Source organism: Acinetobacter sp. CAU_H_56 (assembly GCF_058599425.1).
This window is the reverse complement of the sequence record NZ_CM178654.1, coordinates 1,249,593-1,273,540: the sequence shown is the minus strand read 5'-3', so window position 1 is coordinate 1,273,540 and position 23,948 is coordinate 1,249,593. Positions and strand designations below refer to the sequence as shown.

At 42.1% G+C, this 23,948-nt stretch carries 21 protein-coding genes; 11 read left to right on the top strand and 10 right to left on the bottom strand.

Annotated elements, in window-relative coordinates:
- Positions 1-14: 14 nt before the first annotated feature.
- Both AC4MCC_RS06225 and AC4MCC_RS06220 read right to left on the bottom strand, forming a co-directional pair.
- Positions 15-869 (bottom strand): MaoC family dehydratase, encoded by an 855-nt coding sequence (locus tag AC4MCC_RS06225; RefSeq protein ID WP_419364876.1) that lies wholly within the window; start codon positions 867-869, stop codon positions 15-17.
- Between the two features lie 197 nt (positions 870-1,066).
- Positions 1,067-2,458 carry a 3-oxoacyl-ACP reductase gene (locus AC4MCC_RS06220; RefSeq protein ID WP_419364878.1) on the bottom strand — a complete coding sequence of 464 codons (1,392 nt, stop codon included), beginning with the start codon at positions 2,456-2,458 and terminating at the stop codon, positions 1,067-1,069.
- Positions 2,459-2,698: 240 nt separating this feature from the next.
- Between AC4MCC_RS06220 and AC4MCC_RS06215 the strand changes: the two genes are divergently transcribed.
- Positions 2,699-4,216 (top strand): acetyl-CoA C-acetyltransferase, encoded by a 1,518-nt coding sequence (locus AC4MCC_RS06215; protein WP_419364880.1) that lies wholly within the window; start codon positions 2,699-2,701, stop codon positions 4,214-4,216.
- 97 nt (positions 4,217-4,313) lie between these two features.
- Here AC4MCC_RS06215 and aceI read toward each other — a convergent pair whose 3' ends face one another.
- Complete coding sequence (gene aceI / locus AC4MCC_RS06210; RefSeq protein ID WP_419364882.1) at positions 4,314-4,745, bottom strand: chlorhexidine efflux PACE transporter AceI; 432 nt, start codon at positions 4,743-4,745, stop codon at positions 4,314-4,316.
- Between the two features lie 94 nt (positions 4,746-4,839).
- On the opposite strand from aceI, the gene aceR reads away from it, so the two are divergent.
- The 4 genes from aceR to AC4MCC_RS06190 all read left to right on the top strand — a co-directional run bounded on the left by aceR (position 4,840) and on the right by AC4MCC_RS06190 (position 8,819).
- Positions 4,840-5,730, top strand: a complete 891-nt coding sequence (aceR, locus tag AC4MCC_RS06205; protein ID WP_419364884.1) for an HTH-type transcriptional regulator AceR — start codon at positions 4,840-4,842, stop codon at positions 5,728-5,730.
- Between the two features lie 89 nt (positions 5,731-5,819).
- Positions 5,820-6,791, top strand: a complete 972-nt coding sequence (tal, locus tag AC4MCC_RS06200; protein WP_159124304.1) for a transaldolase — start codon at positions 5,820-5,822, stop codon at positions 6,789-6,791.
- An 82-nt stretch (positions 6,792-6,873) separates the two neighbouring features.
- Positions 6,874-7,533, top strand: a complete 660-nt coding sequence (leuE, locus tag AC4MCC_RS06195) for a leucine efflux protein LeuE (RefSeq protein ID WP_179992453.1) — start codon at positions 6,874-6,876, stop codon at positions 7,531-7,533.
- Between the two features lie 110 nt (positions 7,534-7,643).
- Positions 7,644-8,819, top strand: coding sequence for a benzoate/H(+) symporter BenE family transporter (locus AC4MCC_RS06190; protein ID WP_419364886.1), 1,176 nt, complete (start codon positions 7,644-7,646; stop codon positions 8,817-8,819).
- A gap of 36 nt (positions 8,820-8,855) precedes the next feature.
- Here AC4MCC_RS06190 and AC4MCC_RS06185 read toward each other — a convergent pair whose 3' ends face one another.
- Positions 8,856-9,200 carry an SMR family transporter gene (locus AC4MCC_RS06185; protein WP_004783937.1) on the bottom strand — a complete coding sequence of 115 codons (345 nt, stop codon included), beginning with the start codon at positions 9,198-9,200 and terminating at the stop codon, positions 8,856-8,858.
- A gap of 68 nt (positions 9,201-9,268) precedes the next feature.
- Positions 9,269-10,270: an alpha/beta hydrolase gene (locus tag AC4MCC_RS06180; protein WP_419364889.1), complete on the bottom strand. Its 1,002-nt coding sequence runs from the start codon at positions 10,268-10,270 to the stop codon at positions 9,269-9,271.
- A gap of 275 nt (positions 10,271-10,545) precedes the next feature.
- On the opposite strand from AC4MCC_RS06180, the gene AC4MCC_RS06175 reads away from it, so the two are divergent.
- Both AC4MCC_RS06175 and AC4MCC_RS06170 read left to right on the top strand, forming a co-directional pair.
- Positions 10,546-10,989, top strand: a complete 444-nt coding sequence (locus AC4MCC_RS06175) for a universal stress protein (protein ID WP_125279008.1) — start codon at positions 10,546-10,548, stop codon at positions 10,987-10,989.
- Positions 10,990-11,114: 125 nt separating this feature from the next.
- Positions 11,115-11,561 (top strand): universal stress protein, encoded by a 447-nt coding sequence (locus AC4MCC_RS06170; protein ID WP_419364891.1) that lies wholly within the window; start codon positions 11,115-11,117, stop codon positions 11,559-11,561.
- A gap of 41 nt (positions 11,562-11,602) precedes the next feature.
- On the opposite strand, the gene AC4MCC_RS06165 is transcribed toward AC4MCC_RS06170, so the two are convergent.
- Entirely contained in the window at positions 11,603-11,812 is a 210-nt protein-coding gene (locus AC4MCC_RS06165; protein WP_004783945.1) for a hypothetical protein, read from the bottom strand.
- A 209-nt stretch (positions 11,813-12,021) separates the two neighbouring features.
- On the bottom strand, positions 12,022-14,631 hold the full coding sequence (pepN, locus tag AC4MCC_RS06160; protein WP_419364894.1) for an aminopeptidase N: 2,610 nt from the start codon (positions 14,629-14,631) through the stop codon (positions 12,022-12,024).
- A 680-nt stretch (positions 14,632-15,311) separates the two neighbouring features.
- On the opposite strand from pepN, the gene AC4MCC_RS06155 reads away from it, so the two are divergent.
- The 3 genes from AC4MCC_RS06155 to thiM all read left to right on the top strand — a co-directional run bounded on the left by AC4MCC_RS06155 (position 15,312) and on the right by thiM (position 17,772).
- Entirely contained in the window at positions 15,312-15,569 is a 258-nt protein-coding gene (locus tag AC4MCC_RS06155; protein WP_004783954.1) for a hypothetical protein, read from the top strand.
- Positions 15,570-15,738: 169 nt separating this feature from the next.
- Positions 15,739-16,899, top strand: a complete 1,161-nt coding sequence (locus AC4MCC_RS06150) for a hypothetical protein (protein WP_419364896.1) — start codon at positions 15,739-15,741, stop codon at positions 16,897-16,899.
- A 39-nt stretch (positions 16,900-16,938) separates the two neighbouring features.
- The gene (gene thiM, locus AC4MCC_RS06145; protein WP_491880123.1) at positions 16,939-17,772 is read left to right on the top strand and encodes a hydroxyethylthiazole kinase; all 834 of its coding nucleotides are present in this window, start codon (positions 16,939-16,941) and stop codon (positions 17,770-17,772) included.
- 476 nt (positions 17,773-18,248) lie between these two features.
- Here the strand turns inward: thiM and AC4MCC_RS06140 are convergent, their stop codons facing one another.
- Complete coding sequence (locus AC4MCC_RS06140; RefSeq protein WP_313483988.1) at positions 18,249-19,772, bottom strand: TerC family protein; 1,524 nt, start codon at positions 19,770-19,772, stop codon at positions 18,249-18,251.
- Positions 19,773-20,735: 963 nt separating this feature from the next.
- Here AC4MCC_RS06140 and AC4MCC_RS06135 point away from each other — a divergent pair.
- On the top strand, positions 20,736-21,200 hold the full coding sequence (locus tag AC4MCC_RS06135) for a MarR family winged helix-turn-helix transcriptional regulator (RefSeq protein WP_179992445.1): 465 nt from the start codon (positions 20,736-20,738) through the stop codon (positions 21,198-21,200).
- 83 nt (positions 21,201-21,283) lie between these two features.
- Here the strand turns inward: AC4MCC_RS06135 and AC4MCC_RS06130 are convergent, their stop codons facing one another.
- On the bottom strand, positions 21,284-21,946 hold the full coding sequence (locus AC4MCC_RS06130) for an SOS response-associated peptidase family protein (RefSeq protein ID WP_159124314.1): 663 nt from the start codon (positions 21,944-21,946) through the stop codon (positions 21,284-21,286).
- Positions 21,947-22,039: 93 nt separating this feature from the next.
- Positions 22,040-23,482, bottom strand: coding sequence for an aldehyde dehydrogenase family protein (locus AC4MCC_RS06125; RefSeq protein ID WP_419364900.1), 1,443 nt, complete (start codon positions 23,480-23,482; stop codon positions 22,040-22,042).
- Positions 23,483-23,948 lie beyond the last annotated feature (466 nt).

Sequence of the window (23,948 nt, the reverse complement as noted above, 5' to 3'; positions counted from 1 at the left end):
CTTTTGATTTAGATTTAAATCGCTTTTACATGGCCGGTCACATGCGGCTTCTGGTTTTTGCTGTTCCGGATCAGGAAATCTGTATCATTCGCTGCTTGAGCCGTTAGAAACTCAACTTTAGAAGGCAAGTACATCGGTAGCTTGAACCAGACATCGGCTTCATAGGCATCCGGCAATGACAGATTAGCCAGCGCTTTGGCTTTGCTCCACATACCATGTGCAATCGCCTGTTTAAAACCAAAAGCCTTCGCTGTAACAGCATGAATATGAATCAGATTAAAATCACCTGAAGTCATGGCATAACGGCGGCCGGTATTTTCTGAAATTTTCCATTCAGTATTCAGCTTATAGTCTGGTGCTTTACTTTCTGCTGATTTTGCAGCAGCTTTAGCATCAGTCTTTTGACGTGAAAGATAAGTCGTTAATGCCTCAACGACGACTTCATTGCCCACTTTGACTGTGGTAATAAAATCAAACTGAACCCCTTTGTCATGTGGCTGTAATTCACCAAACTTGCATGACAAGGTTAAAGTCTCATTTACACCGACTTTACGGTATTGCTTGACCTGATTACGGATATGTACCAGTCCTAAAATCGGGAACGGAAATGCTTCCGAGGTCATCATGTGCATTTGCAGACTTTGAGATAGCACGGTCAAATAAATAGCTGGAATATAACCATTATTTTTAAAGCCACATACTTGATTATAGGCTTTTAAATGTTTCTGATCGACCTTGAATGAATCCACCACATATTCAACTTGCGGTAGAACTTTTTCAGCTTTCGGCTTTTTAAAAATCAAGCCTTGAATCACTTTTGGATAGGCTAAATAAGGTTTTGGAAGTTGACTAAAATGGCGCGTATTCATACTGAACCTTTGGAAATATTATCTTTATAAAGGTGACCTCTCCTGAGCATACTTCAATCATTGTATGAAAGTGAAGTACTGGAGAGGTTTTGAGAATTCTTGGAATTTTCTCTTTAGAATTTTAATCCCCCTGAATCCCTCTTTATTAAAGGGGGAATTCTCCTCTTTTTTATAAAGAGAGGTCGGGAGAGATTCCATTAAGCCCCTAACAGGCTTTGACCACAGACACGAACCACATTGCCATTTAAACCTGTTGAAGCCGTAGAAGCAAACATGGCAATTGTTTCTGCAACATCTACAGGTAGACCACCTTGGCTCATTGAGTTCATACGGCGGCCAGCTTCACGGATTGCAAATGGAATCGCAGCCGTCATTTGTGTTTCGATAAAGCCCGGTGCAACGGCATTAATCGTTACACCATTTTTTAAGGTTGGTGCTGTGAATTTCACCACACCAATCACACCCGCTTTAGACGCTGCATAGTTGGTTTGACCCAGGTTACCTGCAATGCCTGAAATTGAAGATACACAGATAATACGGCCATTGGCATTTAGACCATCGTTGGAGATTAAATAGTCATTTACACGTTCAATGGCAGACAGGTTGATGTTAATCACCAGATCCCATAGCTCAGGCTTCATATTGGCCAAAGTCTTGTCGCGGGTAATACCGGCATTGTGCACAATAATATCCAGACCGCCCTGTTCAGCTGCTGCCGCTTTGATTTTTTCGCCTGCATCTGCAGCAGTAATATCAATAGCTAAAGTTGAACCACCGATCTCACCAGCTACACGGTCAAGGTCTGCTTGCTGTTGCGGAACATCCAGACAGATGACATGTGCGCCATCACGTGCCAATACATGAGCAATCGCTTCACCAATACCACGGCTCGCACCAGTCACTACAGCGGTTTTTCCTGCTAATGGTTTAGTCCAGTCCACATCCACTTTTTCAGCAGGTGAAACACGGATCACCTGACCAGAAACATAGGCAGAACGTGGAGAAACTACAAAACGTAAAGCAGACTCAAGATTTGCTTCAGCACCAGCATCTACATAGATCAGGTTCGCTGCAATTCCCTTTTTAAACTCTTTACCCACAGATTTTACAAAACCTTCCAGTGCGCGTTGAGCAATTGACTGACTGACTGATTTAGCAGTTTCAGGCGTAGTCCCCACAATCACGACACGGCCAGAACTTTGGATTTGACGCGCAATCGGGTTGAAGAAATCATAAAGTGATTTTAACTGTTCTGAATTTTCGATTCCTGAAGCATCAAAAATGACAACTTTGAATTTTGATTCTTTATCGCCCGGATTAAACGCACCCAGATTCAGTCCAGCTGATGCAGCAGCCTGTTGCAGTTCAGCATTGTTACCTGCATAGCTATTGGCATGAATATTTGCCAGAACCTGAGCAATAGCACCGGTCAATGTACTTGCTGGTGCTGCTCCAAACAATACCGCGCCTTTAACTACAGGTGTAGCAGACTCAAAACGGTCTAAAGAAGTTGGGGATGGCAGACCCAAATTTTTAATGACAAATTTACCAATAGGAGATTTTGCAAAAGTTTGGTACTGATCAGTCATGTTTATTATCTCTCATACAAATTAATTTTTGGTTGATCTAAAGTTATCCTTAAACTTCAGTATGATGCCAGACACTTATATTTCAATAGATCTACCAGATTCCGCCCAATCATACTTGAGATAACAGGCAGATGACTTGACCTAAGCGCAGTCTGTAATGTCATTGTAGTCAATACAGCCTATCTTCTTCTATGCTAATGTAAGCGCCAAGAAGACGATCTATTTGCCTGGTAAAGCCTTATGAGCAAAACAACTCAAGATAATCCAGCAGTCGAGAACTCTGCGACAGAAACTGTGTCAAAACCATCAACGCGTAGCAAGCGTAGCACTAAAAATCCTGATACAGCCAATGCCGCAGAAAGAAGTCCGGCTAAAACCACACGTACACGCAGTACATCTGCACGTACCAAAAAAACGACTTCAAGCCAACAAGATTCAACATCTATAACACAGACTTCTGTTCAACAGGAACCAAACATGAGCCAAAATACAGTTCGCCGCGTTGCTATTATCGGTGGTAACCGCATTCCATTTGCACGTTCTAACGGTGCTTACTTTACGGCATCCAATACTGATATGTTCACAGCAGCCCTGAATGGTCTGGTTGAACGTTTTAATCTTCAAGGTCAACGCTTAGGTGAAGTGGTTGCAGGTGCTGTACTGAAACACAGCCGCGACTTCAACATGACTCGTGAATGTGTATTAAATACTGCTCTTGCACCAGAAACACCTGCTTATGACATTCAGCAAGCATGTGGTACTGGCCTTCAAGCAGCATTCCTGGTCGCAAACAAGATTGCTCTAGGTCAAATCGAAGTGGGAATCGCAGGCGGTGTAGATACGACTTCTGATGCACCAATCGCTTTTGGTGATGGCTTACGTAAAGCATTACTTGAGCTAAACATTGCGAAAACAGCGAAAGATCGTTTAAAAGCACTGACAAAAATCAATGTGAAAGACCTGATGGATGCACCAAAAAATGGTGAGCCACGTACTGGCCTGTCTATGGGTGACCATCAAGCAATTACTACACTGGAATGGGGTATTTCTCGTGAAGCGCAAGATGAGTTAGCTGCTTCTTCACACCAGAAAATGGCAGCAGCCTATGAAGAAGGTTTCTTTGATGACCTGGTGACTCCATTCCTGGGTCTTGAACGTGACAACAACTTGCGTCCTGATTCTTCAGTTGAAAAACTGGCGAAACTAAAACCTGCTTTTGGTAAAGGCGATGCACGTACCATGACTGCGGGTAACTCTACTCCACTGACTGATGGTGCGTCTTGTGTGCTATTGGCTTCTGAAGAATGGGCTAAAGCAAATGGTCATGAAGTATTGGCTTACCTGACTTTCCAGGAAACTGCTGCCGTTGATTTCGTAGACAAGAAAGAAGGCCTGTTGATGGCACCTGCTTATGCAGTTCCTCGTATGCTGGAACGTGCTGGTCTGAAACTTCAAGATTTTGACTACTATGAAATTCACGAAGCATTTGCATCGCAAGTACTTTCAACGCTGAAAGCTTGGGAAGATCCAAAATTCTGTAAAGAGCGTTTAGGTCTGGATGCTCCACTAGGTTCAATTGACCGTGCCAAACTGAACGTAAAAGGTTCTTCTCTTGCTGCAGGTCACCCATTTGCAGCAACTGGCGGTCGTATTATCGCAACTGCGGCAAAACTGATTAACCAGAAAGGTTCAGGTCGTGTGCTTGTTTCGATCTGTGCAGCTGGTGGTCAAGGCGTAACAGCAATTATTGAAAAATAATCCAAGCCTCATATAAAAAAACCGCTCTCTATGAGCGGTTTTTTTATTGCAATATTATTAGCGAAGCATTTGAGGATTACTCTAATAAAGACTCAAGTTAAGCTTTTCGGTAGTCTGGTTCCAGACCCATTTTGGCCTCAAGCTGGTCATAGCACCACTGGAAGATAAAGGTATATACCAGAATACATAATGTCATCGCCAAATCCAGAAGAAAAGCCTGTGCCAGACCGATCTGTAATGCATAAGCCACCATCGGAATCGTCGCCAGCATCAAACCACCCTCAAATCCAATCGCATGAGCAATCCGTACTTTGATGGTTCTTTTCAGACGATGTTTGGCTTCAAACTTTTCAAAATAATGATTAAACAGCATATTCCAGAACATTGAAGTCACAGCCATCGCAATTCCGAGAGCACCTGTGACCTCAAGCGGCATATGCATGAGCGTACTCAGTAATATGGCAATCACCACCAATAAAATGCCTTCATATAAGGTGGCATGAATCAGTCTTCTTTTCGAAATTAACATTTCAGTTCATCAAGTCAGGAGATAAAAGAATTTTATTTCTTTAAATTTGATTATTCGAGTTAGAATCTATCAATAAAAATGAAAGATAGAATTCATGAATATTAATCAAGAACAGCTACAGATGTTTAAACTGGTTATGGAAACTGGCTCCTTCTCTGCTGCTGCGCGTAAACTTGGTAAAGTTCCTTCTGCAGTGAGTATGGCCATTGCCAATCTAGAAATTGATCTTAATCTGATGCTATTTGAACGCATTGGCCGTGAGCCAAAACCAACTGCACAGGCGAAAGTACTGTATGAAAAAACTGAGCAGCTTTTGGTTGAAATCAACCAATGGAAGCAACATGCCCTAGCACTTAGTTCAGGTCTTGAATCTGAACTGAATATTGTGGTGGTGTCTGAGCTCCTCCATACCCGCTGGACTGATTATATCGTTTTGCTGGAACGGGAATTTCCAGCGCTGCAAGTTAATGTCTTTAGCGCACCTCAGGAAGATGCTCATCACATGCTATTTGAAGGTTCAGCGCAGTTAGCGCTGATGTTTGAGCGGGAGCAATTAGAAACCCGTGAACAGTTTATAGAATTAAAGCGTGAGGTACTGGTTGCTGTGGCGGCCAAACAGCATCCATTAAGTCAATTTCACCAGGTCAGCTATGAACAGATTTTACAAAACCGACAGATTGTTGTTGCCAGTCGTGATCGTAGCATTAAGCCAGAACTGCTCTTTTCCCGGAATTACTGGCGCACTGACAATCATCATTCAGCCTGTAACATGATCCAGCAAGGTTTGGGCTGGGGTGTACTCCCTCTGGAAATGATCAATGAACAGCTACATTTGCAGGAGCAGCTACAGATCTTGCAGCTGCTCGATTTCACCCCAAAATTTGAATATTTTGTCGATCTGGTCTGGAGCCGGGAAACTCGACTGGGTACAGCTGCTCATTTTTTGATTAATCACTTGCGTCAGCAGCGAAAAACCGACCATTAATCACAGAAATTCAACGACAGTCTACTTGGTAAGAGGATGATTTATGATATATAAGAATGCATAAGCAATAACCATAGAACTAGATCGTAATGACATTAACTGCATTAAACCAATTAAAAAACTTGACGACTATTGTGGCAGATAGCAGTGATTTAAGCGCAATTGAGAAATTTCGCCCTCTGGATGCAACCACAAATCCATCTCTGATTACTGCTGCAGCGAAACAGCCTGAAAATCAGGCCTTGATTGAAGCAGCTTTTCAACAAGCCCAGCAAGAAGGCTATGTGAATAATGCCCTGATTGAACGCACGATTGATATTTTGACTGTCAAATTCGGTGTTGAAATTTTAAAACTGATTGAAGGTCGTGTTTCGACTGAGGTGGATGCTTCCCTGTCTTTTGATACTGAAGCGACCATCGCCAAGGCTAAAGAATTACTTGCGCTGTATGATCAATATGGGATTAATTCTGACCGCATCCTGATTAAGATCGCATCGACTTGGGAAGGCATTCAGGCAGCGAAAGCACTGGAAGAAGAAGGTATCCATACCAATCTGACCTTATTGTTTGGCCAGCATCAGGCCCATGCCTGCGCTGATGCCAAAGTGACTTTAATCTCACCTTTTGTCGGCCGCATTCTAGACTGGTACAAGAAAGCGGAAGGTGTTGAGTCGTATCCGATCGAAAAAGATCCGGGTGTACTCTCAGTAAAGCGCATTTATGAGTTCTATAAAGCACATGGGATTAAAACTGAAATCATGGGTGCAAGCTTCCGTAGTATTGAGCAGGTCTTGGGCCTCAGCGGTTGTGATCTACTGACTGTTGCACCAAACTTGCTGGAACAACTTGAAAATGATCAGCGTGAAGTTCAGGCTCAGCTTTCAGCCAAAGATATTCAATCTCAAGGTGAACTGAATCCAATCAGTCATGCCGATTTTGATGCTCAACTGAAACAGGACCAGATGGCCAGTGAATTACTGCAAGGTGGTATTGATGGCTTTATCAAGGCACGTGAGCAACTGGCGGCTTTATTAAAGGAAAGTTTTTTGAGCACTACCTAAATTCACAGCGAATTTATAGAATTTCTGCAGACCGATGTTGCTATAATGCCGCATCGGCTTTTTTCATTTTTGCGAGTTCTTCGTGTTTGGTATCACAGATCTAACGACCTTTATCATTGGGACAACGTTAATTGTGTTACTGCCGGGGCCGAATTCCCTCTATGTCATGTCGATTGCCTCCCGCTTTGGTATCAAGACCGGTTATATGGGCGCCTTAGGGGTTTATACCGGTGACCTGATTCTGATTCTATGTACGGCGTTAGGCGCAGCCTCTCTACTTCATGCGTTTCCCGTGCTGTTTATTGCCCTGAAAATTATTGGTGCTGTTTATCTCAGTTATCTTGGTATCAAACTGATCATTGCCGCCTATCAGACTTTCTTTCCGAAACAGTCGTCACAACGTGTTCAGATTAAAAAGACTACTCCTGAAACTGTCGGGTCGATTCAGCCCTTCCGTACAGCATTAACAATCAGTGTTTTAAATCCTAAAGCGATTCTGTTCTACCTGTCTTTTTTCGTGCAGTTTGTTGATCCTGTTTACCCTTATCCGGCACTGACTTTTGCACTCTTGGCTTTAATCCTGCAACTGATCAGCATGACCTACCTTTCAATCCTGATCTTTTCCGGGGTCAAACTCGCGAGCTATTTCAACCAGAATTATAAATTGACCGCTGGCGGGGTTGCTTCAGTAGGAATTCTATTCTGCGGGTTCGGCATCAAACTGGCGACATCTACTTTCTAAGAATCAGCAGCTTTCTGGCAAGAGCAGCGCTTTCAAAAATTGTTAAAAACATTGTGTTGAGATATGAAAAGCGTATGATTTAAACGCATTTAAAAATAGTGTCATGGATGATGCCTAAACTTTTACAAGATCTCTCCTTTCCTGCCATCATGGCGGGTTTTATTACCTGCATGATTGGGATCAGCGTATCCGCCGTACTGGTCATTGAAGCAGCCCAAAGCCTGGATGCAAATGCAGCGCAAATCAGTTCCTGGTTATGGGCACTCGGCATAGGTATTGGGGTTTCCGGCTTTCTGCTTTCCTGGAAATATCGTTATCCGATTTCCACCGCCTGGTCGACAGCCGGTCTAGCGTTAATTATTGCCTCCGCAGGCCATTACAGTCTGGCCGAAGCGATTGGCGCTTTTCTGATTTGCGGCATCCTGATTGCCTGTCTGGGATTTTTCGGAATATTTGACCGGATTTTTCAGTTTATTCCACAAAGTTTGACCAGTGCCATGCTGGCTGGTGTCTTGCTGAAATTTGGAATTTCGGTATTTGGCAGCCTGCAACAATCCTGGAGCTTTGTGCTCACTGTACTGGCCATCTATCTCATTTCCAAAAAAATGAGTACGCGTTATAGCATTGTTATTACTGTGCTGCTTGCAATTGCACTCTGTCCGTTCTTTATCGATTTTACGCTTCCACATTTGGACTGGAGCATCGCCCAGCCTGTATGGACCACACCAGAATTTAGCCTGCAAGCTATTTTAGGACTGGCTCTTCCGCTGATGGTGATTAATCTGGCATCGCAATATTTACCTGGCCTGGCCGTGATTAAAAGCTATGGCTATCCACCCAAGGTGAATCCGATTTTAGGCTGGACGGGCCTCACTCAGGCGCTTCTCGCTCCTTTTGGCTGTTTCAGTGTTAATCTTGCCGCGATTAGCGCAGCAGTCAGTCTGGATGCACAAGCCCATCCTGATCCGGCTAAGCGTTATATCGCAGGTATGAGCTGTGGTCTGTTTTATATCCTGATGGGTTTCTTCGCTGCGACCCTGACCAGCTTATTGATGGCTTTTCCGGGTATTCTGATTACGGTTCTGGCTGGCATTGCCCTGTTTGGCACCATTGGCCACAACATTGCACTGGCTTTTCAGGACAGTCATGACCGGGAAGCCGCACTGATGACCTTTCTGTTCAGTGCATCCAATATCCAGTTTTTTGGCATAGGTTCAGCTTTCTGGGGCCTACTGCTTGGTTTGATGGTTTATTTACTATTTAGGCTTAAACCTCAGCTGGCTTAAATTCATGAAAATAGAGATGACTTATGTCTATCTCTTTTAATGTCCTGCCGTTTGAGAAAACAGATTAATGACCACCACACCGGAAATAATCAGGGCAATACCAATAAAAGCAGGAAGATCCAGCGCCTGCTTAAATACAATATAACCGACAATGGCTGTGAGAATGATCCCTACACCGGCCCAAATCGCATAAGCAATGCCTAAAGGAATTACCTTAATCACCTGAGACAGCAAATAAAACGCGATACAGAATAAAACGACCACCGCTAAAGAAGGCCACAAACGGGTAAAGCCTTCAGATTTCACTAGAAATGTAGATCCAGTGACTTCGGCAATTATAGCCAAACCCAACAATAGATATGCCCAAGTCGCAGGATTCATTTTTTCACTCTCCAAATCTATCTTTCCTAAACCAAAGCTTAGTTATGTCTTAAGAAATAAATTATTTATCACTGTATGTTGAGGGGTGAAAGCTGATGCAGAAAATCCAGCGTCTTGATAAAAGTCTGCTGACTTTCTTTCTTGCCCATAAAGAACTGATATTCATGAATCAGCCAGGCTTTTGATTCGGGATAAAAAACTTCTGTCACTGGAACTTGCTGTGCTTTTAAAGCTTTGATAAAAGGCAAGGATTGGGTGTCGGTCAGAAAGTCCTTGTTGCCCCCGCTAATGAATACTGGCGGATAAGACGGCGTAATATATTGGATTGGAGAAATACGTTTGAGAAATTCGGCATCATTTTTACGGTCACCTGTATAGGCCTGAATCAGGCTATATACTCCCCACTCTACGATCTTCATTTCATCAGGTGCGGTACTGGCGAATGACTCCAAGTCATAAATACCACAGTGCAGAATCAGACCTTTAAGTTGGGAAGGTTCCAGATAAGGCTGAAAATCAGATTGTTTGGCGAAGTCAGGATTTGTTAGAAGCGCAGCATAATGGCTAGCCATATTCGCCCCGGCTGAATCTCCGGCCAGATATAAATTCTGGGCATCAATATGGTATTCGGCTGCATGTTGAGTAATAAACTCCAAGGCCTGATCAATCTGATGTAACTGACTTGGATAAATCGCTTGAGGTGCAAACTGATATTGGACCGATACCACGTTATAACCTTGCGCAGCCAGAAGTTTAAAATAACCCCGGGCATGTTCTTTGGAACCAGAAATCCAGCCACCACCATGAATCCACACAATAGTTGGTTGCGGGCCAATAGTTTTGATATTTTGTGGTTGATACAGATCCAGAGAGAGCTTTTTCTGCGGTTCATAGACCATATTCTGATGCACGATGACCGAACCTGGTGCATAGCGATCCATCACCTTTTGCTGCATCCCTGTGGTCAAATTAAAAGCACCGGCAATGACCCGGCTATTCTGTACAGTATTTTGACAGCCTGCCAGAATAATTGAACAGAGCAGCAATAAATGAATGACAAAGAACCTCAAAACCTTCCCCCTCGATCAGCCAAAAAATAAGCCTAGGCAGTTTAAACTATCCCCAGAAAAACAGCGTCATTTATCCTGTTATTTTTGATCAATAAAACCTGAATTCCTAGTTTTTTACTCTGTTTTTTCTTTCATCAAATCTCTGCTTTTATGTGAAAAATATCTGTAATTTAAAGATTTTTTGCCATTTTTCAGCTTTTTGCAATTGCACCCTTGGGCGCACTATGCTATCAATAAATCAGAGCGTAAAAACACACAACATGCGGAGAAAAATCATGGCTTACCAACATATTTTAGTCCCAGTAGACGGTTCAGATATTTCCTTTTCTGCAGTTCGACATGCAGCCAAAATTGCCAAGGCATTTGGCAGTAAACTTTCCCTGATCAGCCTGATTGCAGAAGACCCTTTTACCGAAGCTGACTTCTACTACAGTTCAACCATCATGAAAGAGTATTTTGCTCAAGCTCATGCCAATGCAAAAAATGCCCTAAAAGAAGCCACTGCAATTGCAGGCAGTGAAGGTATAGAAGCAGATTCCCGCATTGTAACTGGTCTGGTAAATGCCGAACATATTGCTGAGACTGCAGAGGAAACCCAGGCTGATCTGATCGTCATGGGTTCACACGGCCGTAAAGGCTTCCAGAAAATGATTCTGGGCAGTTTCGCACAGGATGTTCTTGGCGCCAGTCAAATTCCGGTGTTAATTGTTAAAAAATGATCTAATTTGCGCATCTTCAAGGTGCGCAATTTTTTCAGGCAGTGTTTCTGTCTGAACCCTTCTACAGTGAACCTCCATTTTCTAAATGATCATTTCACTGCATATTCTAAAAATGAGGAGGCACCATGCAAAACTATGAACATATTCTTGTCGCACTCGATGAATCCTCGATGTCCTATGCTGCAGCTGAACATGCCCGTGAGCTGGCCAAAGCTTTTAATAGTAAGGTGACATTGGTCAGTATTATTGCTGTAGATCCATTTAAAGGCGTGGACTTTTATAAGGTTGCTCCCGCAGTTACTGACTATTTCATGCAGGCAGAACAACATGCACTAGATCTTCTAAATGAGATCAAGGAAAATTTTGTGCATGATGGTACACAAGTCACTACCAAGATCATTCATGGTATGGCACCTTCTGAAGGAATTCTTCAGGCAGCGCAGGAAGTTCCGACCGATCTGATTATCATGGGCTCACATGGCCGCAAAGGTCTGCAAAAACTGATGCTGGGCAGCGTGGCACAGAATGTCCTTTCCCAGTCCGAGATTCCGGTATTGATTGTGAGACCTTAACGTAACCCAGACAACAAAAAAGCCTGCGATGCAGGCTTTTTTTAGCGAACTTTTTGATTCAGTTCGTTCAGGAAGAGTTCAGCATCCAGCTGGCTATTAAATACTTTTTTGTATTCTCCAGCTTGCTGAATAGAATGCGGTGTATATTGAAGGGAGATTTCAAACAGACCAGTCGCAGCATTTCTGCTGACATGAACCGCAATAATATGCCGAGTATTTAAATAAAAACCATCTTCGATTTTCACTAACATCTTGAATAAGACCTCTAGTATATCAATTTGAAGATTTCTTCATGTTTAATAGAAAAGTATAGTTTTACTTTCCTGTCTAGCCTCTTACTGTAAACCTTTTATGTGACTGATTTCACATTATAGTATTTTAAATGCGCTTAAATTCACCATTTAAAATAAGTCAATAATAAAAAGCCGGATCAGGTGATCCGGCTTTTTACATAACGATCTTATACGCTTAACATGCTGTTCAATGTCTCTGAGACATTTTTCGATTTCACCTGTGGTTTTAAAGCTTCAAGTTGTGCTTTGACTTCACTGCGTTGTGGTTCAATCAGGGTATACCAGCGTGAAAGCACCTGAAGTAGACGTGAACCGACAATCGGGTTTTTCTGATCCAGATATTTCGCCAGCTCGATATAATGCTGCACACCAAAGCTCCAGGTATTGACCGGATTGGCATTCAAACCGCCACTCACCGCACGGATACGGTTTGGCACTTTCAAGTCATAATCCGCATGCTCAGTGAGTGCTTTAATTGTTTCTGCAGTCGCTTTTGGATGAGCTGCTTGCAGCATGAACCATTGATCCAGTGCCAGTGCTTCATCTTTAAAGCGGTTATAAAAATCATCCAGAAATGCTTTGGCTTGAGGGGCGTCATTCCATACCAGCACACGCAAGGCACCCAAACGTTCAGACATATTGCCTGTGTTTTGGTATTGCTGCTCTGCCAATTCAAATGCACTTTCATCACCTTGACGTGCAATCAGCATTAACATGATATTTTTCAGTGCACGTACACCCATCGCCTGAGAGAAATCTGACTGCAACTCAGGATCCAGACTCAGATAGATTTCTTTAGCTGTGGCTCCAAAGGCACGTGCCAATTTATGCAGCAAGGCATCACGTTTTTCCTGGATCATGGCTGGATTGTAGTCTGTATCAATCCGGCTACCCAGGTAACCTTCTGCCGGTACATCAAATAAGCGCGAAGCCAATAGCGGATCTTTCTGAATCAGATCAGGCAAGGTATTCAGCATTGCCTCGATATAGATTTCAGAAGGTTGATCATCCAGCAGAATGCGTTCTAATAAAGTCTGGGTCGCCTGCCACTGGTTAAAACCATTGGTTTCATATTGCAACAAGAACGCCAGTTCTTGTTCAGAGTAATCAAAATGCAGATCAACGGGTGCAGAAAAGTTACGCAGTAAAGAAACAACCGGCTTGCTGGTCACACCGCTAAACTCGATGGTCGCTTCATCCTGATCAAACAGATACACCCCATCTTTGACGCCATTTTCAAATAAGGCATCAGAGTTCAGGCTCAGCTGCTCACCGGTATTCGCATCAAACAAGGCCAAAGCCACTGGAATCGGAACAGCTTTCAGATTCGGATATTTCGGATGAGCTTTCAGACTTTGCTTAAAGCTAAGACGATAAGTTTGTGCATCTGCATTATACTCACCTTTTGCGACCAGTTTCGGTGTACCAGGCTGGTTATACCAAGTCAGAAAGCTCGATAAATCTACCCCTGAACCGGCAGTCAAGGCAGCCACCCAGTCTTCAACCGTTACGGCCTGACCATCATGACGACGGAAATATTCATCTGTACCTTGACGGAATTTTTCTTTACCGAGCAAAGTCGCCATCATACGGTTAATTTCTGCACCTTTTTCATACACGGTCGCAGTATAGAAGTTATTAATTTCTACAAAATGATCCGGACGTGGTGGATGTGATAAAGGGCCAGAATCTTCCGGGAATTGATGCGCTTTTAGTACTGCCACATCATCAATACGCTGTACCGCAGCAGATTGTAGGTCTTCAGAGAAAGACTGATCACGGAATACAGTCAAACCTTCTTTCAAGCATAGCTGGAACCAGTCACGACAGGTAATCCGGTTACCCGTCCAGTTATGGAAATACTCATGAGCAATCACGGACTGTACACGCATGATGGCAGCATCAGTTGTATATTCTTCATCAGCCAACACGCATGAGGTATTGAAGATATTCAGACCTTTGTTTTCCATCGCTCCCATGTTGAATGCGCTGGTTGCTACGATCATGTAATTATCGAGGTCATATGGCAGACCATAATGCTCTTCATCCCAACGCATGGAATGCTTTAAGGCTTCCATCGCGATTTTACATTTAGGAATGTCCTTTTCTTCAGCATAGATTTCCAGTGCCACATCACGACCCTCTGATGTGGTATAGCGATCTTTCATCACTGCCAGATCGCCAATCACGCAGGCAAATAAATAGCTTGGTTTCTTGGTCGGGTCTTGCCAGAGTGCATAGTGACGGTTTTCATCCACTTCGCCGGTTTCGATCAGGTTACCGTTAGCCAGTAGAACCGGATACTTTTTATCGGCTTCAACACGCGTAGTAAAAACTGATAAAACATCAGGACGGTCTGGATAGAATGTGATTTTACGGAAACCTTCCGGTTCGTTCTGAGTGACGAACAAATCTGAACTGGCCTGATACAGACCTTCCAGCATGGTATTACTTTCCGGATGAATCTTGACAACTGTTTCAATGGTCGCCTGATCTGGAGCATTGCTAATCACCAGTTGCTCAGCATCCAGAATATAATCTGATGCATTTAGTGGCTGACCATTTAACTGGATCGATTGCAGTTCCAGGTCACGGCCAAGCAATACCAGATCACCTGCTGTTTGGCGCTGCATCTCCAGTTTGCTGCTGACCAGCGTATGATCATCATAGACTTGAATATTCAGGTCGATTGAATCTACAACAAAAGAAGGTTTTTGATAGTCTTTTAAATAAATGGTTTGATCTGCTTCGATCACCGGATTCGCCGCGATATTCATATAATGTCCTGATCCTTTATTGCACAGCTTCTAAGGCAAAAGATTGTCAATGTATTGATCATACGCCTTGATCTTGAACCTGTCTGTGCATTTCATTTGTATTGTATATGGGAATAATTACTGATCTTTTCAATTGAGCTACATCAAAATATACGATAATCGCCTTATATTTGCCCGATATCTAAAATCCCCATCTCTAAAACAACTTAAAGATAAAATAAAAAAAGCTTTCATCTGCATTGTATGATTCCTTTATGCATGTTTCCTGCACATGCAAAGTATTACTTCAATATGAAAAATTACTACCTAAATTCAGGACAACCTTATCCAATTTAGATGCTGGGCGCTGCAAAACCTGACTTCTAAAAGATTAAGTTCTGGTTAATCTGCGTTCTGAATTTCATTTTAAATGCACAAATGACATGCACCAGTTTGAATGCATTTTGTCTCACCCAACAGCAATGGCAGGATTCAAAGAAAGATATATGCCAAGTTTTCAGCCAATATCATATTTTTTTACATTTTCTTATGTGTTTGATTTAAAAATATATAATTTATGATTAATAGCAATTCCGAAATACTGATTAAAAAATGAGCATGGTTTTTGCTACAGTCTAAGTGTGTTTTCTCCAAGCGCAAAAACTCCAAGAATAACGACAACAAAGAAATTGAGGTGAGCTATGTATTTAAAACAGCATGTGGTACGGATTGAAAATCTTAAAACACTTCAGGTTCTGGATCAGGCCAATATTGATCACAAAGTCATTGCCCTGTTCATGAGTTCTGAAGGCGTTCAGCTACAAGCGCATGAGGTCAGTGCGATTCTGAATACTTATGATGCACTTGGTGCCAAAAAGGTTCCATCCAAAAAAGTGCAGGCATTGATTCAAGCGAAACATCAAGGAGAGGAAGACGAAACATTACCCTGCCCCGTTTAAAAACGATAATCCAGTTTTCTTGAATACAGGGCTACTTCGGTAGCTCTGTTCGTTTAAAGACTCTCTTCTCCTAAAAATCTGCTTTATTAAAAATATTCTCAAATGACGCGTGATTTTGATGAGCTGTGTATAATCGCAGTTTCTCTTTATTCTGGAGTTGTGCGCAATCATGGTATTCAACGTTCTGCAAAAACAGCTAGATGAAAGTACGCAGTGCCCGCTATGTAAGGCCTCCATGTACTGGATCGAGGCAGAACAGTATGATCAGGATATTACTTATCATGAATGCAGCCACTGCCAGCATCAGCTCTATACCGACCAGAAACACAACTGTTATTGCGATCAGTGTCTGGCTCAGCGTAAACGTATGCTGAAAGAAGTCCGTTTACAGGAAAACCGGAAATTTCATAAAAAGCAGGATCGGCATGAATATGAGCTTAATCAGCTCAGCTTTATAAATAAACTGTTTCTGCTCTCGATTCTGGATGAACAGGTTCAGGAACATAGTCAGCATCAGGAATATATTGACTGGCATGCCATTAAATATTATTGCATCAGCCCGAATTACCTGTATCAGCATGGTCTGGTCAAAAATCTGCTGAAAGATCAGATTCTAATTCCTAGAGATATTCAACAAGAGAATCAGCAGTACTATATTAATGTACGTCTGGATGGCTATTCTGAGCCAAGCCTGTTTAGTATTACCCAGCAATTGCGTTACTGGTTCTATGAAAATCTGAGTAAAGGCGTGCCTTTTAAAAGTTCGGATGAAGTCAAAGATGCACTGTATTGCTTGTTGTATCAGGAAGTCATTCAATTCGCACAGTTCTATTGCCGTAGCTGGGGTATCCAGATTGCGGGCAATCAAAGTTTTCAGACCTTCTGCTATCGCCTGCTCGATGTTTTAGCAGTGGGACAGATTTATTATCTGGTGCAGTCGGCACTCGAATATCTGTATCAGCAGAAAGCTTTAAAACCACGAAATGAAAATTTCATTAATACCAATTTACTGAAAAAGACCCTACAGCAGTATCGGGAACGTTCAGTGAATGAAAAATGGGAAACCTCTATCCTGCCTCGTCCACCACAATTGCCTTTGAGCAAGATGAGCAGCATCCTGTTCTTCCGCTTTCTTGGTTATGATGAAAATATTTTCTTCCAACCGATCTGGCGTTCATGGCAGAAGATTGAACCACGCTTGAAATTTTATTCACAAAAACGCTGTATGCATTGCGGCTCACAAGAGCTTACTGTTGAATATGATGCCAGCGATTATGTCAGCCTGTTATGCCGTAACTGTAAGCATCAAGACCATTATTTTACCCGCTAAGCATTTAGCAGCCCTATTCATATTTGAAAGATCATGATGATGAATACTTCCGTGCAACAATTACAAAACACTCTTCTCGATCAGATCTGTGAAGCCTGGTCATTGCTTCAAGCGCAGCAACCCTTGGTGCATGTGATGACCAATACGGTGGCCAGCAACTATGTGGCCAATATCTTGCTGGCTGCGAATGCTTCACCCGCCATGATTGATAATCCTTTTGAAGCAGAGAGCTTTGTCAAAATTGCCGGGGCACTCAGTTTAAATCTAGGAACACCGACTACCGAACAGGTCGAGGCGATGCAGATTGCTGCGAAAACAGCACACAGCATTCAAAAGCCATGGGTACTAGATCCTGTCGGTTATGGAAATGTACTGCATTGGCGTTCAAGTGTTGTGGATCAGCTCATGACCTATCAACCCACAATTTTACGGGGGAATGCTTCAGAAATTGGTGCTTTTGCTGGAAAGAATATCGAGTCCAAAGGCGTCAATAGCACTGTAGATAGCTCGGAAGTCTATCTACAGGCGCAGTCCTTACTGGAACAATGTGAATGTATCGCTATTTCAGGTGAGTCTGATTACATTATTTCCAGAGATTATCCGGTGATTCAGGTTTTAGGCGGTTCATATTTACAGCCGCGCGTCACAGCAACTGGATGTGCCCTAGGCGCACTGATTGCAGCGTATAGTGCAGTAAGTTCTCCTGCGATCGCAGCGCTCTCTGCTCATGTTCATTTTGCAATCGCCGGTCAATTGGCTTTTGCCAAAGCACCGACCTTAGGCCAGTTTAATGCTGCATTTACCGATGAGATCCATCAATTGAATATAGAAACGATCCGTCAATATGCAGACTTTCGGATTTTGGCGGATTAAGCATCAGTCGGGTGTTTTATAATGAACACATAGAACACCCTATTACACTATTCAACTTATTTTTTAGATAATTAAAGTCAGCCCAATCTGGCAAAAATAATTTTTCAAGCGCTCAAGCTGAGTATTGTGTAAGCTTTGGATGAGCTTTTGTATCTCGAATTTGTCTAAAATCTTTCAAAATTACGTGAAATATATATTTTACCACTTAGTCAAATTCACACTTATTTTTAAACTTTATTTAAATTTGCTTAATAATTCTAAATACAGCATGTCTGGAATTTGATACTTCATTAAGATTTCTTACTTCTAAACCAGTAAAACCTATTACGCATTCTTGGCTTCTGAAATATTCAATACTCCATTTGGCCTGAAGAATAAGCTTAGGTGAGCATTAATATCTAAGTCATAAATAATATTCAATAAAAAAGTCAGTTGCCCTTAAGCAACTGACTCAAAAAAATAACAAAGACAGGCGATTAACCCTGATAATGGATACTCACCGATTTAATCCGGTTATTTTCGATTTCCATTACCTTGAATTGAACACCTTGGTAGTTCAGTTCAGTGCCTACCTCGACCACACTATTGGTTTTATCCAGAATCAGACCGGCAACACTGATATAGCCTGCATCTTCATCAATCAGATCCAGCATACCGAGCTCAAGTTCTAACTGATACAGGTCCAGCATACCGGACGCAATCCAGTGTGTATCATCAACTTTGACCAGATCCAGCTGCTCATCGGCATCCGGGAATTCACCGGCAATTGCCTCAAACACATCTAGCGGTGAAATCAGACCTTGTACATGACCAAATTCATCGCTCACCAGCACCAGAGAGCCTTTTGATGTACGCAAGGTATTAATCGCGTCAATCACCTTCATTCTTTCAAAGATATAGATAGGACGATGACGCTTGATCAAAGCTTTTAATTCTTCCGGTTCATCCAGTACATCTAACAGTTCTTTAGCACGGACGATGGTAATCACCTTATCCAGACTGCCCCGGCAAACCGGAAACAGGCTGTGGGGTACAGACAGGATTTTTTCACGAATCTGTTCCGGACTATCCTCCAGATCGACCCAGGAAATCTGGCTTCGTGGGGTCATGATCGATGCTACAGAACGCTCTGCCAAGGTCAATACTCCGCCAATCATATAGCGTTCTTCATCCGCAAAGGTTTCCTGCGCCTCATGCTGAGTAGTACTGGTAGTTTCCAGCTTGGCACCCATCAGTTGGAGAATACTGTTGGCGGTACGATGACGCAGCGGAATCTTGGCTTCATGTTTCGCAGCATTGCGCTGACTAAACTGGTTAAAGGCTTCAACTGCAATAGCAACGCCAATACCAGAATAGATGTAGCCTTTCGGAATATGGAAACCGAAACCTTCTGCCATCAGGCTGATCCCGATCAGTAACAGGAAGCTCAAACACAGAATCACGACCGTAGGATGACGATTTACAAAGTTAGTCAATGGTTTAGACGCCAATAACATCACGGCCATCGCGATAATCATGGCTGCCATCATGACATAGATATTATCGACCATACCTACGGCGGTAATTACCGAGTCCAGTGAAAATACGGCATCCAGGATGACAATCTGAGCCACAACTGCCGTAAAGCCCGCATATGCCACCTTGGTCGTGACCTGTATTTCAGGCTTGCCTTCAATTTTTTCATGAAGTTCGGTAACGGCTTTATAGAGCAGGAATAAACCACCAAAGAGCAGAATCAAATCCCGTCCGGAGAAAGTCCAGTTAAATAATTGAATAAGCGGTTGAGTCAAGGTGACTAACCAAGAGATCGCAAACAGCAGACCTAAACGCATCAGTAAGGCTAAGGATAGACCGATCACGCGGGCCTTATCACGCTGTTCAGGAGGAAGTTTCTCAGCCAGAATAGCAATAAAGACTAGGTTATCAATACCTAAAACGATTTCGAGAATAATAAGAGTAATTAAACCAACCCAAATTCCGGGATCTAATAAAAATTCCATTAGAACACCATCCCGTTTGAGTATGTAAGCAACGAATATGGAAGATCAACGCACGGCGAGGGATCCATTTAATTTAACCTTTTCGACTTAAGATGCATCCATTATGCATAAACTTATGATTTTTGAACAATAAAATTTATGAAAAACTGTTGCACCGCTTTGCCTCTCCTTATTCTAAAATCTTTTAATTTTCAAATCATTGGCCTGAATCTGTTATATTCTACATAACTCATTACAAATTAAAGAAAATTTAGGCTTCTTTTTGACCCTAAGCGCATTAAATCTATCTGATAGAAGCCTGAGATATAAATTACTGTTTCTCTTAATATTCGTATCTATTCATGCATCATAAAATATTGAATCATCCACTATCCTGCTACACCGATTAAATCCACTTATCTAAAGACATATTTTAAATATGGATTTTTTTATTAAAATAGTTCATACACGTTATAAATAGTTAGTCGTGGGATCAAAAAGATGCATAAGTTTCTCATCCAAAACGGTTTTATTCGATGAGTGACCAATTTAAATGTACTCGCTCTAGCTTTCGATCAGATTTGAGAAATCCGAATCTGCATCGTGCTACAGATTAAAAAATGTATCAGAGCATTCATTTAAACAGCATCGATTTTGAATTGTATTTCCGCATACTCACCAAAAGTAAGATATGCGCAGGTCGGCCATTTATCCATATGGTTTGCCAATCCAGTTTTTATTCAGACTCTAAACCTAATCTGGAGCCTTAAGATTTGCATGTCATATCAATGCCATTCATCTGGATAAAGAGAGTTACAATTTGCCCCCGATTGATCTACAACATGTAAATCACCTGATTTTTTTGATGTTAAGAAGATCTAACAAATGCAATCTCGTTAACATTTTAAAAATAAAGGTTGAAACATGTATAAACTTTTACATAAAATGTCAGTGCCCTAGAAAAATAAATAAAAGGAACATTTCATGACTAAAAAATATGCAAAATTTTTACCTTGTGCAGAAGACTTTAATTTAGAAAACTTTCCATACTACTGGGTGACTCAAGTTCATGCCCAATATGTCCTAAATGTAGATCATGCACTTAAAAAATATGGTGTCGATAATTCACGTCGCCGTATCTTGCTTGCTCTTAAAGCCAAACCACATGCCAGCGTTTCTGATCTGTCAGAAATGGTCGTATCTAAAATGTCGACAACCACCAAGATTGTTTATCGCTTAAAAGATGAAGGTCTGGTTGAAACCTATTCCTGTGAAGACGATGCTCGTATTACCCGTGTCGTGCTGACTGAAAAAGGAATGGAAATGACACATAAAATTAATGACCTGACCAATGTTGTACTGGAACAGTCATTTGAAGGGCTAACCCCATTACAAATTGAAAAAACTATGGAAAGCTTACGCCATATCTTTAAAAACTTGGCCCGTTAAGTATTTTTTCAATTTTGAATTTAGCTGGCGAGATCAATAACACCTTTTATAATAATTAACGATCCGCCATTGCTTTCTAGGTTTTAGGAATCAAAAAAGTTCAGCTGTGGACTGGCTTTTTTGATTCTTTCTTTTGGTACATGTGAACATTCGAACTCCTCTACTGGAAATCCCTGTACAAAGCTGCGAATATCTGGTTGTGTGAGATTCAGCCATTCATGTAAACGTTCATGCGGAATCACAATGACTGAACGTTTAATATTTCCCGGCTCATGAAACTCTTTCATCATGGGATGGTCTATTGCATCCATCGTAATCATACTGGCCGAACGTACAATTTCATCCTGCACCCGTGCAATTTCATAGAGTGCCGCAATAAAGGTCGCTTTTCCATCCTTGCGTCTGACGCCCCAGCGCTGTGGTTTATTATCAAAATACTTTGACTCATAAAATTCCGAGACGGGAATCACCCCAAACTTGCATTTGACTGTCGCTTCTGCAAAGGTTGGTTTTTGCAGCAAAGTTTCATTTCTGGCATTGTAGGTTTTTGTCCCAATCGTTTTATCCTCTGCCCATTTGGGAATAAAGCCAAAGTTAACCGAGCGCCATTCCAGACCTTGATCAGATTGAAATAACAAGGGGGTAGCATAATTCGGATAGACTTCTTCCGGATATTCAAAGGGAATTTCCGGCAAGCCCAGATCATGTATTTGCTGTGAAGTTAAAGGCTTAAAGTTGGCACACATGCTTAAATCAGACAGATCACTTGATGTTCTGATTATAGCTTGATGCCAAGCTTAAACCTGTATGGATTATGGATAAGTTTCTATCATTTAATATTATTCACTGGGTACAGTCAGCCAGTGAGTACGGGTGAATTCCTCAAAAATCCAGCGTCCATTAAAACGCCCAAGCCCAGAGTTTTTCTCTCCCCCAAACGGAGCATTAGCCTGATCTGCCACACTAATACCATTGATATGAGTCATACCGATATCCAGCTGTTCTGTAAAACTGATACCACGTTCAATATTCGAGGTACAAACCGCACTGGATAAGCCAAAACGGGTATCATTGGCCAGCTTTAAGGCATGTGCTTCATCACGAGCTTTCAGTACTGGCAGAATCGGTCCAAAACTTTCTTCCTGAGCCAGTGGAGATTCAGGTGCTACCCCAGTAAAGATATGTGGATAGACCAGATTACCTTCTATCCCCCCTTCGTATACCAGCTCTGCACCCTGCTCTTTTGCACTTTGAATAATCTGCTGATGTTTTTTGATCTGACTTTGATTGATGATCGGCCCAATGATGGTCTCTTCTAGATTTGGATCACCCACAGCAACAGTTTTCACTCGCTCTAAAAGTTTTTCCACATAGGCATCATGAATAGACGCATCGACAATGACCCGATTGGTGCTCATACAGATTTGCCCCTGATGCATAAAGCGCCCCATGATTGTCAGTTCTACTGCCAGATCAAGATCAGCATCATCCAGAATCACCAGTGGCGCATTTCCGCCCAGTTCCAGCGCCAGACGTTTAATTCGAGGGCTGGCTAAGGCTTTGCTTCCTACATTCTGTCCGACTTCTGTAGAACCCGTGAATGAGATCATTTTTGGAATCGGATGTTCGACAAAATAGTCACCAATTTCACTGCCTGCACCTGATACCACATTGAGCACACCTGCAGGTAAGCCAGCTTCTTCAAACAGCTTTCCTAATAAGGTTCCACCTGTCACTGGCGTATCACTTGCTGGCTTGAGTACCACACTATTTCCACAGGCAATCGCTGTTGCTACCGAACGCATGGATAAATGAAATGGAAAATTCCATGGGCTAATGACACCAATCACACCCAAGGGTTTACGCAGTACTAGACTTTTACGTTGGGGATCTTTGCTCTCCAGCTGTTCAGTCTTGATCTGCTCCGGAAATTTCTGACTTTCCTGAATAATGGATAAAGCAGCGCCAACTTCCAGACCCGCTTTAAAACGGGTACTTCCAGACTCAAGAATTAACCAGTCAATAATTTCATCTTGGCGTACCTGAATCACATGTTGTAGTTTTTGCAGGATTTGCTGTCTTAACTCTACTGATTTAATAGCACCCTGCTGAAAGGCTTTATCAGCTGCCGCATAAGCCGCATCAACATCTGCAGTACTGGCCGCCTGCAAAGTAAAGATCGTATCCTGGGTGTAGGGATTCAAATTCTGAATCATTTTCTGGGAACGGCCGGGTTGCCACTGACCCGCAATAAACTGCTGATCCAAATTTTGATATGCCATGCTGTTCTTCCCTGCAATTTATTGATTTGCTTTTACTTTAGCAGAGCCATTTCAGGATGGAAGTGACAGCGACGAATTGTTACGCTTTTATCTTTAGCTTTATAAGTAAGTGGAACTTACTGATGCATGATTCTCTTTTATCGCAGTTTAAATCTTCCAGTACATCAGCCAAAATACGATTCTTAGAAATTAAAAATTGTGAATTAAACTGAGTCTTAAATACACTATCCAAAGATCTACAACTACCCAGCATGAGGAGCTGTAAACACTCATAGGAATAGCGATTTGCAAATATAAAGCTACTGTTTAACAGATAATTATTATTAAAGTTTTCTCCCTTAACCTTACTCTGTTTTAGGTGTTCAGTCAGTTAGTTTACATTCCAAAAATACATTTTTAACCTTAGATCTTATTTTAGAGCAATAAAAAAAAGCCCCCGAAGAGGCTTTTTTTTCAAGTTACAGGA